Source organism: Mycetocola lacteus (genome assembly GCF_003667575.1).
Classification (GTDB): domain Bacteria; phylum Actinomycetota; class Actinomycetes; order Actinomycetales; family Microbacteriaceae; genus Mycetocola; species Mycetocola lacteus.
Window position 1 is genome coordinate 43832 of sequence record NZ_RCUY01000005.1, and the last position, 14023, is coordinate 57854.

Annotated in this window: 14 protein-coding genes; 5 read left to right on the plus strand and 9 right to left on the minus strand. The window is 64.7% G+C overall.

Translation table 11 applies throughout. The annotated features are described in order from the left end of the window. Nucleotides 1–23 precede the first annotated feature (23 nt). Genes tal through pgl form a run of 5 tightly spaced genes read left to right on the plus strand, consistent with a single transcriptional unit; the run spans nt 24 to nt 6030 of the window. Complete coding sequence (gene tal / locus D9V34_RS05790) at nt 24–1133, plus strand: transaldolase (RefSeq protein ID WP_030143382.1); 1110 nt, start codon at nt 24–26, stop codon at nt 1131–1133. Then, nucleotides 1130–2725: a glucose-6-phosphate isomerase gene (locus D9V34_RS05795; protein ID WP_121687936.1), complete on the plus strand. Its 1596-nt coding sequence runs from the start codon at nt 1130–1132 to the stop codon at nt 2723–2725. Before tal ends, D9V34_RS05795 begins: the two co-directional genes overlap by 4 nt. Before the next feature lie 30 nt (nt 2726–2755). Further along, the gene (gene zwf, locus D9V34_RS05800; protein WP_121687937.1) at nt 2756–4300 is read left to right on the plus strand and encodes a glucose-6-phosphate dehydrogenase; all 1545 of its coding nucleotides are present in this window, start codon (nt 2756–2758) and stop codon (nt 4298–4300) included. Continuing rightward, entirely contained in the window at nt 4297–5244 is a 948-nt protein-coding gene (locus D9V34_RS05805; RefSeq protein WP_121687938.1) for a glucose-6-phosphate dehydrogenase assembly protein OpcA, read from the plus strand. Before zwf ends, D9V34_RS05805 begins: the two co-directional genes overlap by 4 nt. A gap of 15 nt (nt 5245–5259) precedes the next feature. Then, nucleotides 5260–6030, plus strand: coding sequence for a 6-phosphogluconolactonase (gene pgl, locus D9V34_RS05810; protein WP_030143378.1), 771 nt, complete (start codon nt 5260–5262; stop codon nt 6028–6030). Nucleotides 6031–6095: 65 nt separating this feature from the next. Here the strand turns inward: pgl and D9V34_RS05815 are convergent, their stop codons facing one another. The 9 genes from D9V34_RS05815 to rapZ form a co-directional block, all read right to left on the minus strand. Beyond that, entirely contained in the window at nt 6096–7199 is a 1104-nt protein-coding gene (locus D9V34_RS05815; RefSeq protein WP_121687939.1) for a type I restriction endonuclease, read from the minus strand. 130 nt (nt 7200–7329) lie between these two features. Continuing rightward, complete coding sequence (locus tag D9V34_RS05820; RefSeq protein WP_030143376.1) at nt 7330–7698, minus strand: RNA polymerase-binding protein RbpA; 369 nt, start codon at nt 7696–7698, stop codon at nt 7330–7332. A gap of 47 nt (nt 7699–7745) precedes the next feature. Beyond that, on the minus strand, nt 7746–7997 hold the full coding sequence (gene secG, locus D9V34_RS05825) for a preprotein translocase subunit SecG (RefSeq protein WP_030143375.1): 252 nt from the start codon (nt 7995–7997) through the stop codon (nt 7746–7748). 186 nt (nt 7998–8183) lie between these two features. Further along, nucleotides 8184–8972, minus strand: coding sequence for a triose-phosphate isomerase (gene tpiA, locus D9V34_RS05830; protein WP_030143374.1), 789 nt, complete (start codon nt 8970–8972; stop codon nt 8184–8186). Then, nucleotides 8966–10177 carry a phosphoglycerate kinase gene (locus D9V34_RS05835; RefSeq protein ID WP_030143373.1) on the minus strand — a complete coding sequence of 404 codons (1212 nt, stop codon included), beginning with the start codon at nt 10175–10177 and terminating at the stop codon, nt 8966–8968. Before D9V34_RS05835 ends, tpiA begins: the two co-directional genes overlap by 7 nt. 32 nt (nt 10178–10209) lie before the next feature. After that, complete coding sequence (gene gap, locus D9V34_RS05840) at nt 10210–11217, minus strand: type I glyceraldehyde-3-phosphate dehydrogenase (protein ID WP_121687940.1); 1008 nt, start codon at nt 11215–11217, stop codon at nt 10210–10212. A 110-nt stretch (nt 11218–11327) separates the two neighbouring features. After that, nucleotides 11328–11954 (minus strand): superoxide dismutase, encoded by a 627-nt coding sequence (locus D9V34_RS05845; protein WP_030143371.1) that lies wholly within the window; start codon nt 11952–11954, stop codon nt 11328–11330. A 127-nt stretch (nt 11955–12081) separates the two neighbouring features. Beyond that, nucleotides 12082–13056 carry a DNA-binding protein WhiA gene (gene whiA / locus D9V34_RS05850; protein WP_030143370.1) on the minus strand — a complete coding sequence of 325 codons (975 nt, stop codon included), beginning with the start codon at nt 13054–13056 and terminating at the stop codon, nt 12082–12084. A 47-nt stretch (nt 13057–13103) separates the two neighbouring features. Then, nucleotides 13104–13988, minus strand: a complete 885-nt coding sequence (gene rapZ, locus D9V34_RS05855; protein WP_121687941.1) for an RNase adapter RapZ — start codon at nt 13986–13988, stop codon at nt 13104–13106. Nucleotides 13989–14023 lie beyond the last annotated feature (35 nt).

The window sequence follows — 14023 nt, forward strand, 5'->3', positions numbered from 1 at the left end:
TGAACAGGAAAGAAGAAGATTCAATGACTAACGAACGTACCGCCGCCCTGTCCGAGGCCGGCGTCAGCATCTGGCTTGACGACCTGTCCCGCGGACGCATCCAGTCCGGCAGCCTGCAGGCCCTGATCGCCGAGAAGAACGTTGTCGGCGTGACCACCAACCCGACCATCTTCGCCGGTGCCCTGAGCAACGGTGAGAGCTACGCCGAGCAGGTTGCTGAGCTCAAGGCTGCCGGTGTTGACGCATCGAAGGCCGTCTTCGAGATCACCACCGACGACGTTGCCGCCGCAAGCGACATCTTCGCCGACATCTACGCCTCCTCCAAGGGCTTCGATGGCCGCGTCTCGATCGAGGTCGAGCCGGGCTTCGCTCACGACGCCGCTGCGACCATCGCACAGGCCAAGGAGCTGTGGGCTAAGGTCAACCGCCCCAACGCCATGATCAAGATCCCCGCGACCGTTGAGGGCCTCGAGGCCATCACCGCCGTGATCGCCGAGGGCATCAGCGTCAACGTGACCCTGATCTTCTCGCTCGAGCGCTACCGCGCCGTGGTCAACGCCTACCTGGCCGGTCTCGAGCAGGCCAAGGCCAAGGGCATCGACATCTCGGGCATCCACTCGGTTGCCTCGTTCTTCGTGTCGCGCGTAGACAGCGAGATCAACGCTCGCCTGGACGCCGTGGGCACCCCCGAGGCCGTGGCCCTGAAGTCGAAGGCCGGCGTTGCCAACGCTCAGCTGGCCTACGAGGCCTTCGAGCAGGAGTTCGCCTCCGAGCGTGCCGCCGGTCTGCTGGCCGCCGGTGCAAACAAGCAGCGTCCGCTGTGGGCTTCGACCGGTGTCAAGGATGCCGCTCTGCCCGACACCCTGTACGTGACCGAGCTGGTTGCCGCCGGTGTTGTCAACACCATGCCGGAGAAGACCCTCGAGGCTACCGCCGACCACGGCGTCATCACCGGTGACACCGTGACCGTGGCCTACGCCGCCGCTCACGAGATCATGGACGCCGTAGCCGCCGCAGGCGTGTCCTACGACGAGGCCACCGCTCAGCTCGAGAAGGAGGGCGTTGAGAAGTTCATCGTCTCCTGGAACGAACTGCTGGACACCGTGAACGCAGCTCTGGAGGCTTCGAAGTGAGCTTCGAAATCCACCTCTCCGGCACCGTCAAGGTAGCCGTAGAAGAAGCCGTTCCCACCCTGGTGGCCGACCTGGTCGCCTCGGGTATCACCGCCCAGAACCCCACCCTGTGGGGCGCGGACGCCGAGGCCGAGTCCTCCATCCGCCTGGGTTGGACCGAAGCCGTTTCGGTCTCGCGTCCGCTGGTGGCCCCGATCATCGAGCTGCGCGACAAGCTGCGCGCAGCCGGTGTGAACCACATCGTGCTGGGTGGCATGGGCGGGTCCTCGCTGGCCCCCGAGGTCATCACCAACACGCTGGACGCTCCGCTGACCATCCTGGACTCGACCGCTCCCGGTCAGATCCTGGCCGCGCTGAACGACCGCCTGGAGACCAGCGCCCTCGTGGTGTCCTCCAAGTCGGGTTCGACCGTGGAGACCGACAGCCAGCGTCGCGCCTACGAGGCTGCGTTCACCGCGGCGGGCATCAACCCGACCGAGCGCATCATCGTGGTCACCGACCCGGGTTCCCCGCTGGACAAGTCCGCACGTGAGGCCGGTTACACCGTCTTCAACGCGGACCCCAACGTGGGTGGCCGCTACTCGGCCCTGACCGCCTTCGGTCTGGTCCCCGCCGGTCTCGCCGGTGCGGACATCGACGAGCTGCTCAACGAGGCCGAGGCCATCTCGGTTGAGCTCGCCGTGGACAACGAGACCAACCCGGGCCTGGTGCTCGGTGCGGCCATCGCATTCCGCAGCAAGCTGGGCATCGTCACCGATGGCAGCCACATCGTCGGCTTCGGCGACTGGGTTGAGCAGCTGATCGCCGAGTCCACCGGAAAGCTCGGCACCGGCGTCCTGCCGGTTGTGCTCGAGCCGCTCTCGACCGAGGTCACCGCGGACTACGCGGACACCCAGATCGTGCGCCTGGTGGACAACGCCCACACCCACTTCGACAACCACGCACGCGAGGGTGAAATCCTCGTCAGCGGTAGCCTCGGCGCTCAGCTGCTGGTGTGGGAGTACGCGGTGGTTGTGGCCGGTCGCCTGCTGGGGATCAACCCCTTCGACCAGCCCGACGTGGAGTCCGCCAAGATCGCTACCCGCGGTCTGCTGGACTCTCGCCCCGAGCCCACCGCGCCCGCATTTGTGGACGCCGGTATCGAGGTGCGCGGCCCGGCTGAGATCATCGGCTCCGCCACCACCGTCCGCGAGGTTCTGGATGCCCTGATCGGCACCCTGCCCGAGGATGGCTACTTCTCCGTGCAGGCCTACGTAGACCGTGTCGCCAACCCGCAGCTGCAGGGTGTCCGCGACCAGTTCGCCGCGGTAACCGGTCGTCCGGTCACCTTCGGTTGGGGCCCGCGCTTCCTGCACTCGACCGGTCAGTTCCACAAGGGCGGACCGGCCGTGGGCGTGTTCCTGCAGATCACCGAGACCGCCCCCGCGGACCTCGAGATCCCGGAGCGTCCGTTCACCTTCGGTGAGCTGATTGCCGCTCAGGCGCAGGGTGACGCAAGCGTACTGGCCGACCACGGTCGTCCCGTCGTAACCCTCACCCTGACCGACCCGGCCAGCACCATCGAAACCCTGTTCGCCGCCATCGCGCGCTAACAACCCCTCGCAAAACCTTCTAGGAGTCCCATGTCCCCCGTGGATATTACGCCGGAGTTTAATCCGCTCCGGCTGAGCTCGGACCGGCGATTGAACCGAATCGCCGGCCCGAGCGGACTGGTCATCTTTGGTGTTACCGGAGACCTGTCACGTAAGAAACTCATGCCGGCCGTTTACGACCTGGCGAACCGTGGGCTGTTGCCCCCGGGCTTCTCCCTGGTCGGGTTCGCCCGCCGTGATTGGGAAGACCAGGACTTCATGCAGGTAGTGCACGACTCGGTCCGGGAGCACTCCCGGACCGAGTTCCGGGAAGAGGTGTGGGACCAGCTTGCGCAGGGTATCCGCTTCGTTCCCGGAGAGTTCGATGACAACGAGGCATTTGACCGCCTCAAGCAGACCGTGGAGACCCTGGACCGCGAACGCGGCACCATGGGCAACTACGCGTTCTACCTGTCGATCCCGCCGAAGGCCTTCCCGGTTGTGACCGAGCAGCTGCGCCGCTCGGGCCTGGCCGACCAGAAGGAAGGGTCCTGGCGTCGTGTGGTCATCGAGAAGCCGTTTGGCTCGGACCTGAAGACCGCCCGCGAGCTCAACGCCGTGGTCGAGTCCGTGTTCCCCGCCGACTCGGTCTTCCGCATCGACCACTACCTCGGTAAGGAAACCGTTCAGAACATCCTGGCGCTGCGTTTCGCCAACCAGATGTTCGAGCCGCTGTGGAACGCCAACCACGTAGACCACGTACAGATCACCATGGCCGAGGACATCGGTGTGGGTGGTCGTGCCGGATATTACGACGGTATTGGTGCCGCCCGCGACGTGATCCAGAACCACCTGCTCCAGCTGCTCGCGCTGACCGCGATGGAAGAGCCCAACTCGTTTGACGCCGCAGACCTGCGTGCCGAGAAGGAGAAGGTCCTCTCCGCCGTGCGTCTGCCCGCAGACCTGGCAACCGCTACCGCCCGCGGCCAGTACGCCGGCGGATGGCAGGGTGGCGAACAGGTTCCCGGCTTCCTCGACGAGGACGGCATGAACCCCGAGTCGATCACCGAGACCTACGCCGCAATGCGTCTGGACATCAACACCCGTCGCTGGGCCGGTGTGCCCTTCTACCTGCGTGCGGGTAAGCGTCTGGGTCGTCGTGTGACCGAGATCGCCGTTGTCTTCAAGCGTGCACCGCAGTACCTGTTCGAGGAGAGCCAGACCGCCGAGCTCGGCCAGAACGCCCTCGTGATCCGCGTCCAGCCGGACGAGGGTGTCACGATCCGTTTCGGTTCGAAGGTTCCCGGTGCCAGCACTCAGGTGCGCGATGTGACCATGGACTTCGGTTACGGTCACGCGTTCACCGAGGCGAGCCCCGAGGCCTACGAGCGTCTGATTCTCGACGTTCTCCTGGGCGACCCGCCCCTGTTCCCGCGCCACGAGGAGGTTGAGCTCTCCTGGAAGATCCTCGACCCGATCGAGGAGTTCTGGGCCGCAGAGGGTGGCCCGCTTGATCAGTATCAGCCCGGATCCTGGGGACCGGCTTCGGCCGACGAACTCCTTCAGCGTGACGGCCGGAATTGGAGACGCCCATGATCGTCGAACTGCCCGACACCACCGTCAGTGCGGTGGCTAAGCGCCTGGTAACCCTGCGCGAAGACGGCGGAGCCGTCGCCCTGGGTCGCGTGCTGACCCTGGTGATCAGCTCCGAGCACGGTCAGGAAGAGGATGCAATTCACGCTGCCAATGAGGCATCGCGTGAGCACCCGATGCGTGTGATCGTGGTCTCCAACGAGGTCACCCCCGGTACCGTGGATCGTCTGGACGCGGAAATCCGTGTCGGTGGCGACGCCGGTGCCAGCGAGGTCATCATCCTCAGCGTCTTCGGCGCGGTCGCGACCAGCGAGGAATCGCTGATCACCGGCCTGCTGCTGCCGGACGCTCCGGTTGTGGCCTGGTGGCCCGGCAAGGCTCCGGCCGACGTGGCGCACACCGCGCTGGGTCGCATGGCGCAGCGCCGGATCACCGATGCCTCGATCGGCGAGGATGTGCTGGCCACGCTGAACACGCGTGCCACCACCTACACTGCCGGTGACACCGACTTCGCGTGGACCCGTCTGACCCTGTGGCGTGCTCAGCTCGCCGCAGCGCTGGACCAGCCGCCGTATGAGCCGGTCACCAAGGTGATCGTCTCGGGTGCCTCCGACTCCCCCTCGACCATCCTGCTGGCCGCCTGGCTGCGCCGTGCGCTGCAGGCTCCGGTGGAGCAGGTCGAGACCGAGCGCGGTTCGCACGACACCGGAATCCACTCGGTGACCCTCGTGCGCGACAGCGGTGAGGTGTCGATCGTTCGTCCGTTCACCAGCACGTCGGCTACGCTGAAGCTGCCGGGTCAACCCGAGCACGAAATTGCTCTGCCCCGCCGCAGCCTGCGCGACTGCCTCGCCGAGGAACTGCGCCGGCTCGACCCGGACGCACTGTACGGCGATGTAATCACCACCGGACTGGCCGAACTGCTGGCCGAGTCCACCACGAAGTAAAGTAAGGGATCAACGATGACCAACGAACGCCGCGTCCTCATTCATAAGGATGCAGAAGCGCTGACGGCCTCCCTGGCCGCACGCTTCCTCACCAAGACCCTCGACCTGCTCGACGAATACGATCGTGTAAACGTTGTGCTGGAGGGTGGCCGTGTGGGGATCGCGGTGCTCGAATCCATCAATGCTTCCGCCGCGCGCGACAGTGTTGACTGGTCTCGTGTTCACTTCTGGTGGAGCGACGAGCGCTTTGTGCCCGCCGGCCACGAGGACCGCAACGATGTGAAGGCGTATTCGGCTCTGCTGGATCACCTGACCATCCCGGCCGAGAACATTCATCCGATGCCCGCATCGGATGCCGGACTCGACCTGGATGCCGCCGCGGTCGCGTATGCCGAGGAGCTGGCTCGTTTCGCCGATGGCGACTCGAACCTGCCCCGCTTCGACATCACCTTCCTGGGTGTCGGGCCCGACGGGCACACCGCCTCGCTGTTCCCCGGTTTCACCGAGGTACTGGACAAGGACCACACGGTCCTGCCGGTACGCAACTCGCCGAAGCCGCCGAGCGAGCGACTGACCCTCACCCGTACCGCGATCAACACCTCCCGCCGTGTGTGGGTGGAGCTGGCCGGTGCGGAGAAGGCGTCGCCGCTGGGTCTCGCCCTGGCCGGTGCGTCCTATGCGGATGTGCCGATCGCGGGCGTCAAGGGCCGTCGTCGCACCGTCTTCTTCGTGGATGAGGCTGCAGCCTCGGAGGTTCCCGAGGACCTGATCGCTCAGTCCTACTAGGGTCCCTCAACACCGCGGCCCCCGTTCCTTTGGGAACGGGGGCCGCGGTGTTTTTGTGTGTGCTGCTAGACCTCGTGGTAGCGGCGCACGGTCTCGCGCAGCGCATCCGCGTGAGTATAGATCTCGGTGGGGTGTTCGATCGGAATGCGGGTCTCGTTTTTGTCCGCGTCAATCAGGCCCAGGTACTTCTGGGCTCGGTTGAAGTGCAACCGCGCAATGGGCTTGCGATTGTTGTCGTCGAACAGGATCGCGAAGTACGACTTGGCGTCCCGGTACACCACCCGGTCGACGTCCACATCCGAGCAGACGATCGCGCGCACGATGTGGTAGCCCTCAAGCTCCTCCAGCGTGGTGACGATGCCGTCATCTTCGGCCTCTCCCCCGCCCGCCTCGGATACCTCGTTGGTGGGTTCGGGATCGTCGTCCTCGATCCTGGTGATCGGCAGCGGTCGTGCGCTCCCCAGCGCCGATTTCAGGCGCTCGTTCACCTGGTCGTTGAGGTACTGACCGGCGGCCTTGGTGACCAGCCCGCGGAACTGCTCGCGTACCTTCTGGGTGATCACGCCGTCGTACACGCGGCTGGTGAGGAAGCGCACCCACTCGTCATCGGGCTCACGGAACTGGCGTCCGATCACCCGCTTGATCTGGCCGATGTACTTCAGCTCCCCGGCGGCGCTGATGATCGAGTCGAGGTCAAAATCGGTTTTGGTGAGCTTCTGCAGCTCCCCCACGATGCTCTCGTCGATGTCAAGCAGGTCCAGGACCAGGAACGGCTTCTCGTCCATCCGGTTCGGGGCGTCGATGTCGGAGTAGAAGTTGTAGGTGACCCCGTTGGTGAGCACCGCGATCCGGGCGCTGGTCACCGCGAAATAGCGGAAGAGCTGCGAGGCGTTTTCCAGGTTGAGCGGCGCACCGGCCTTCTTGCATTCGATCAGCATCTGGATCTCCCCATCCTGCATGATCGCGTAGTCGATCTTCTCGCCCTTTTTGATGCCCACGTCCGCCGTGAACTCGGGAATCACCTCGAGCGGGTTGAAGACGTCATAACCGAGAACGGTCGCGATGAACGGCATAATGAAGGCGTTCTTCGTGGCTTCCTCGGTCGCAATCTGCTGGTGCTGATCCCGCACCTTTTCGGCGAGGGCGGCAAGGCGCGGCAAGAGTTCCATGTGTTCCTTTTTCACAAAAATGGGTGGTTGCCGCCATGCTATCGTTCGTGCCCTCAGCTTCGTGACCCTCGTTTGCGGGCATGCAAAAGCGCCCCGGGAGTTTCCTCCCGGGGCGCTTCTGGCGATAAAACTACTTCTTGGGGGCCGCGGTACCGCGACGCTCCCGCAGGGCGGTCAGCGCGTCCTCGAGCAGCGAGGCGGCCTCCTCCTCGGTGCGACGCTCCTTCACGTACGCGAGGTGAGTCTTATAGGGCTCAAGCTTCGCCAGTGCCGGCGGGTTTTCCTTGTCCCGGCCGGCGGGCAGGCCGCTGGTGGGGCTGTCGATGGTCTCGGGGATCTCCTCGTCGGGCAGGTTTGCCGCGAAGTACCGAACCGTCTGGTTGCCCAGTGCGTCCCAGTAGGACACCGCCACGCGGTCGGCGTGGAAGCCGTGGTCCTGTTCACCCATGGGGCCCGCACCGACGCGAGAACCCCGAATTGCACTACCTCCGGTAGCCATGTTTACTCCTTGTACCGCTCAGACTTAGAAATGCAGAGTGCGGAAAGTTAGATAACCGACTGGAACTTCGTGATCAGGCCCAGGGCCACGATCGACACGAACCAGACCAGACCCAGGATCACGGTGATCCGGTTCAGGTTACGTTCGGCCACACCGGATGCACCGAGGTTCGACGAAACACCGCCACCGAACATGTCGGAAAGACCGCCTCCGCGACCCTTGTGCAGCAGGATGAGGAAGGTGAGCAGGAGGCTGGTAATGCCCAGCAGCACCTGCAGTACGATCTGAAGAATCTCCACGAAGGACCTTTCATGTGCCGAACGCGCATCCACGCGAACCGGTCAAGTATAACGTGACCGCAAACCAGGTTCGCGGTCGTACGGAATCAGCTTATCGCTTCCGGAGCCCTTTCGGGACCAGGCGACGCGCTTCACATACGAATCGGTCCCGGCATTTCTGCCGGGACCGAATAATTCGTGGGTGAACTAGCTGCCGACGTGCTGGCGGAAGCGCACGATACCGGCGAACTCGTCCACGTCGAGGCTGGCGCCACCAACCAGGGCACCATCCACGTTGGGCTCACGCATGAACCCGGCGATGTTTGCGGCCTTGACCGAACCACCGTAGAGGATGCGGGTGCGGTCGGCGATCGCGTCACCCAGGCGGGCGCGCAGGCTCTCGCGCAGCGCGGCACAGACCTGCTCGGCCTGCTCCGGGGTCGCGGCCTTGCCCGAGCCGATGGCCCAGACGGGCTCATAGGCCACCACGATGTCCGAGTCGGCCGAGACGGAGGCCAGGGCCTCCTCCAGCTGAGCAACCGGAACGGCGCTCGGGCCGTGCTTCTCGAGGTCCTCGGCGGTCTCACCGACGCAGATTACGGGAACCAGGTTGTGCTTGAGCGCGGCGGCGGTCTTGGCCGCCACCACGTCGTCACCCTCGTTGTGCAGGGTACGACGCTCGGAGTGACCGATGATCACGTACTGTGCGTCGAGCTTGGCCAGGAAGGCGGCCGAGATCTCGCCGGTGTACGCGCCGGACTCCTGGGTCGACACATCCTGCGCGCCAAAAGCGATCTTCAGCTTGTCGGCGGCGATCAGGGTCTGGACACTACGCAGGTCGGTGAAGGGCGGGAATACCGCAACCTCGGCGTCGGCCTCGTTGTGCTTGGCGTCGTCCAGGGCCCAGGCGAGCTTCTGAACAAACGCGATGGCCTGGAGGTGATCCAGGTTCATCTTCCAGTTACCCGCGATGAGCGGGGTACGGGTGGCTACCATCCGAGGACCTCCAGTCCAGGCAGGCGCTTTCCCTCGAGGAATTCGAGGCTCGCGCCACCGCCGGTTGAAATGTGGCCAAACTGATCGTCAGCAAAGCCGAGTGCGCGGACGGCGGCGGCGGAGTCGCCACCACCCACCACGCTGAGGCCGTCCACCTGGGTGAGGGCCTCGGCGACCGCACGGGTTCCCCCGGCGAACGCATCAAATTCAAAGACGCCCATCGGGCCGTTCCAGAACACGGTCTTGGAACCGGCGATTGCCTGGGCGAATGCGGCGGCGGTGTCCGGACCGATGTCCAGTCCGATGCCGGCGGCACCAAAGGCGGTGTCCTCGATGGACTCGACCGGGCGAACCTCGTGTGCGGCGTCGGCGGCGAACTTCTCGGCGACGATCACATCGGTGGGCAGCACGATCTCCACGCCGAGCTTCTCGGCCTCGGCCAGGTAGCCCAGCACGGTGTCGATCTGGTCGGCCTCAAGCAGGCTCGACCCGACCTTGTAGCCGCGGGCGGCCAGGAAGGTGAAGAGCATGCCGCCACCGATCAGCAGACGGTTGACCCGCGGGAGCAGGTGGCCGATCACGCCGAGCTTGTCGGAGACCTTCGAACCACCCAGCACCACCGCGTAGGGGCGCTCGGGGGTTTCGGTGAGGCGATCCAGAACATCCAGCTCGGCGGCAATCAGCAGGCCGGCCGCGCTGGGCAACAGACCGGCGAGCTCATACACGCTCGCCTGCTTACGGTGCACAACACCGAAGCCATCGGAGACAAAGGCGTCTCCGAACTGCGCCAGCGAGGCCGCGAAGGCGGCGCGCTCGGCGTCGTCCTTCGCGGTCTCACCGGCGTTGAAGCGCAGGTTTTCCAGCAGCGCAACGGATCCGTTCTCGAGGCCCGCGACGGCCTCGGCGGCGGAGGCACCGATGGTGTCCGACGCGAAGGCCACCTCACGGCCCAGCAGCTCACTCAAACGAGCGGCCACCGGCGCGAGGCTATAGCGGTCCTCCGGCTCGCCCTTGGGGCGGCCGAGGTGGGAAACAATCACAACCCGCGCACCACGCTCGATGAGCGTGTTGAGCGTGGGCAGGGACGCACGGATGCGGCCGTCATCGGTGATCTTGCCCTCCGACAGGGGGACGTTCAGATCACAGCGGACGATCACGCGCTTACCGGCGAGATCTCCCAGGGATTCCAGAGTACGAAGCGTCATGCTCGCGGGGTTCCTTTGCTGCTAGGTGGTGGTTAGAGCTTATCCGCGACGAAGACCGTGAGGTCTACCAGACGGTTGGAGTAGCCCCACTCGTTGTCGTACCAGGACGACAGCTTGACCTGCTTGCCCTGGACGCGCAGCAGACCGGCGTCGAAGATCGAGGAGTGCGGGTCGGTCACGATGTCGCTGGACACGATCTCGTCCTCGGTGTACTTCAGGATGCCCTTGAGCGGACCCGACTCGGCAGCAGCCTTGTAGGCGGCCTTGATCTCGTCGATGGTGAGCTCACGCGAGGTGGTCACGGTCAGGTCGGTGATCGAACCGGTGGGTACCGGAACGCGCAGAGCGAAGCCGTCCAGCTTGCCCTTCAGCTCGGGCAGAACCAGGCCGATAGCCTTGGCGGCACCGGTCGAGGTCGGAACGATGTTGACGGCTGCGGCGCGGGCGCGACGCAGGTCGCCGTGCGGGCCGTCCTGGAGGTTCTGGTCGGCGGTGTACGCGTGCACGGTGGTCATCAGACCGGTCTCGATGCCGAAGTTGTCGTTGAAGACCTTCGCCAGCGGGGCCAGGCAGTTGGTGGTGCAGGACGCGTTGGAGATGATGTGGTCGGTCTCCGGGTTGTACTCGTGCTCGTTGACACCCATCACGAAGGTCGCGGCGTCGCCCGAGGCGGGAGCCGAGATCAGTACCTTCTTGGCACCGGCGTCGATGTGCTTCTGAGCCAGCTCAGCCTTGGTGAAGAAGCCGGTGGACTCGATCACGATGTCCACGCCCAGCTCGCCCCAGGGCAGGTTGGCGGGGTCGCGCTCGGCGAAGGACTTGATGGCCTTGCCGTTGACAACGATTTCGTTCTCGTTGTAGGTGACCTCGGCGTCGAGGCGACCGGTGATGGAGTCGTACTTCAGGAGGTGCGCGAGGGTCTTGTTGTCGGTCAGGTCGTTCACGGCGACGATCTCGATGTTGCTGCCCTTTGCGAGGGCGGCGCGGAAGTAGTTACGGCCAATACGGCCAAAGCCGTTGATACCGATCTTGACGGTCAAAGGATTTCTCCTGTCGCTGGAGCGCCGAAGCGCTGCTATTTTTCTGTGGTGAACAGTGCGCAAACGAAAAAGCCCCGGACAGCGAGTGCTATCCGGGACTTCTCTGTCCCTTAAGACAGTACCAGGAGTCCGTTTGCGTTCGAGCGTGCGTTTTCGAAGCGCAGCTGCACGTTTTCCCAGTCCACGATGGTCCAGAACGCCTTCACGTAATCGGCGCGGACGTTGCGGTAGTCCAGGTAGTACGCGTGCTCCCAGACGTCGAGCATCAGGATCGGAATGATCCCGGCCGGGAAGTTAGCCTGCTGGTCGAAGAACTGCTGAACGATCAGCTGCTGACCCACGGCGTCCCAGGCCAGAACGGCCCAGCCGGAGCCCTGGACACCCAGTGCGGCGGCGGTGAAGTGAGCCTGGAACTTGTCAAACGACCCGAAGAAGTCGTTGATTGCACTCTCCAGCTCACCAACGGGCTTGTCGCCACCGTCCTTGGACAGGTTGGTCCAGAAGATCGAGTGGTTGATGTGTCCGCCGAGGTTGAACGCGAGGTCCTTCTGCAGCTTGTTGACGTTCGCGAGGTTGCCGGAGTCACGCGCTTCGGCGAGCTGCTCCAGGGCGGTGTTGGCGCCGGTTACATACGCCTGGTGGTGCTTCGAGTGGTGGAGCTCCATGATGGCACCGCTGATTGCGGGCTCCAGAGCGCCGTAGTCGTAGCCCAGGTCGGGAAGGGTGTAAATAGCCATAAACCTATCTCCTCTTGTGTGGGGTTCGTGCTCAGTGTGACGAACCACTGAGTCACATAACTCAGCCTATCGGGGGCAACCGCCGGTTGCCCCCGAATATTTCTCGATATCGAGAAAAAAGCCGAAACTACGCGTCGATGTCGACCGGAAGGTTGGCCTCGGTACCGGGGATGCCCTTGTCCGAGGCGCGCTTGTCCGCCATGGCCAGCAGGCGGCGAATGCGTCCGGCAATCGCGTCCTTGGTCATCGGCGGCTCGGCGTGCTGACCCAGCTCGTCGAGGCTGGCCTCGCGGTGGCTCAGCCGCAGCTGGCCGGCGTACTTGAGGTGATCGGGGATCTCATCCCCGAGGATCTCGATCGCACGCTCCACGCGGGCACAGGCGGCCACGGCGGCCTGGGCCGAACGGCGCAGGTTGGCGTCGTCGAAGTTCACCAGGCGGTTGGCGGTGGCACGCACCTCGCGGCGCTGGCGCAGGGCCTCCCATTCGGCCACGGTTCCCGCGGCACCCATGGCGATCAGCATGGCACCGATGGCCTCGCCGTCGCGGATGACCACGCGGTTGATGCCGCGCACCTCGCGGGCCTTGGCGGGAATGCCGAGGCGACCCGCGGCACCCACCAGGGCCATCGCGGACTCGCCGGTCGGGCAGGTGATCTCCAGGGCCGCGCTGCGACCCGGGTCGGTGAGGGTTCCTCGGGCGAGGAAGGCACCGCGCCAGATGGCGGCGAGCTCCTCGCGGCCACCGGTGGTCAGCCGGTTGGGCAGTCCGCGTACGGGACGGCGACGCTGGTCCATGAGTCCGGTCTGACGGGCGAGGGTCTCGCCGTCCAGCACGCGGATGAGGAAGAACTCATTCCGGCGCGATCCCGAGGGGGCCATCCGGCCGGCCTCGCTGCGGATGCCGAAGAGCTCGGCCAGGTCCTTACGAACCCGGCGTACGAGCTCGGGGGTGTCAACCTCGGCCTCAATGGCCAGTCGCTGGTTAATCAGGTGAAGTCCGCCACTAAAGCGCAGGATGCTGGTGAGCTCCGCAGCGCGCACGGTTGTCTTGGGTGAGACAACCGAGGTGAGTTCTTTCTTGACCTCGTCGGTCAATGCCACGCGTGTTCCAATCGTTGAATCTCTGAAAGGGTAAGTTCTGCCCGGTACTACTCGCGCCCCAGGTCGCGGTGAGACAGGCTCACTGCGACGCCCGGAGACGCGGCCAGGGCAGCGGCAATCTTGGTCGCGATGGCGACGGAACGGTGTTTACCACCCGTACAGCCGATCGCGAGCATGGCGTGCCGCTTGTTTTCACGCTGGTAGCCGGCAAGTACCGGCTCCAGCACGTTCAGGTAGCCGGAGACGAATTCCTCGACTCCAGGCTGGGAGAGCACGTATTCGCTGACCGCAGCATCCTGCCCGGTAAGGGGGCGTAGCTCCGGCACCCAGAAGGGGTTCGGAATAAAACGTGCATCTGCAACCATATCGGCGTCCGGCGGTAAACCATATTTGAAACCAAAACTCATTACCGTGAGCGTGACGCCGGGGGTGCCTTCGGCCGCGAAATAGTCGCGGACCTTACCGCCCAATTGGTGGACATTCAGCTCCGAGGTATCGATCACCAGGTCACTGGATTCACGAATTGTGGCCAAACGTGCACGTTCGGATGCAATTCCGTCCAAAGTGGTGCCGCCACCCTGCAGCGGATGCGGCCGACGGACCGCTTCGAAGCGCCGAACCAGCACCGCATCCGACGCGTCGAGGAACAAAACGCGCAATAGCGTGCCCTCACGCAGGCTCTGGATCATCGACTGCAGGTCGCCGAAGAAGTCTCGACCACGTACGTCGACGATCACGGCGATCTTGGGGATCGCCCCCTCGGCCCGTTCGGCGAGGTCGATCAGGGGGCGCAGCATCTGCGGCGGGAGGTTGTCCACCACGTACCAGGAGAGGTCTTCGAGGGCATTGGCCACGGTCGATCGCCCCGCACCGGACATTCCGGTAACGATGAGCACCTCTTGCTGGGGTGTTCCTTCGGCTTGGACGTTCATGACCTGCCCTTTCTGCCCCGTCTTGGTTCGTGGGC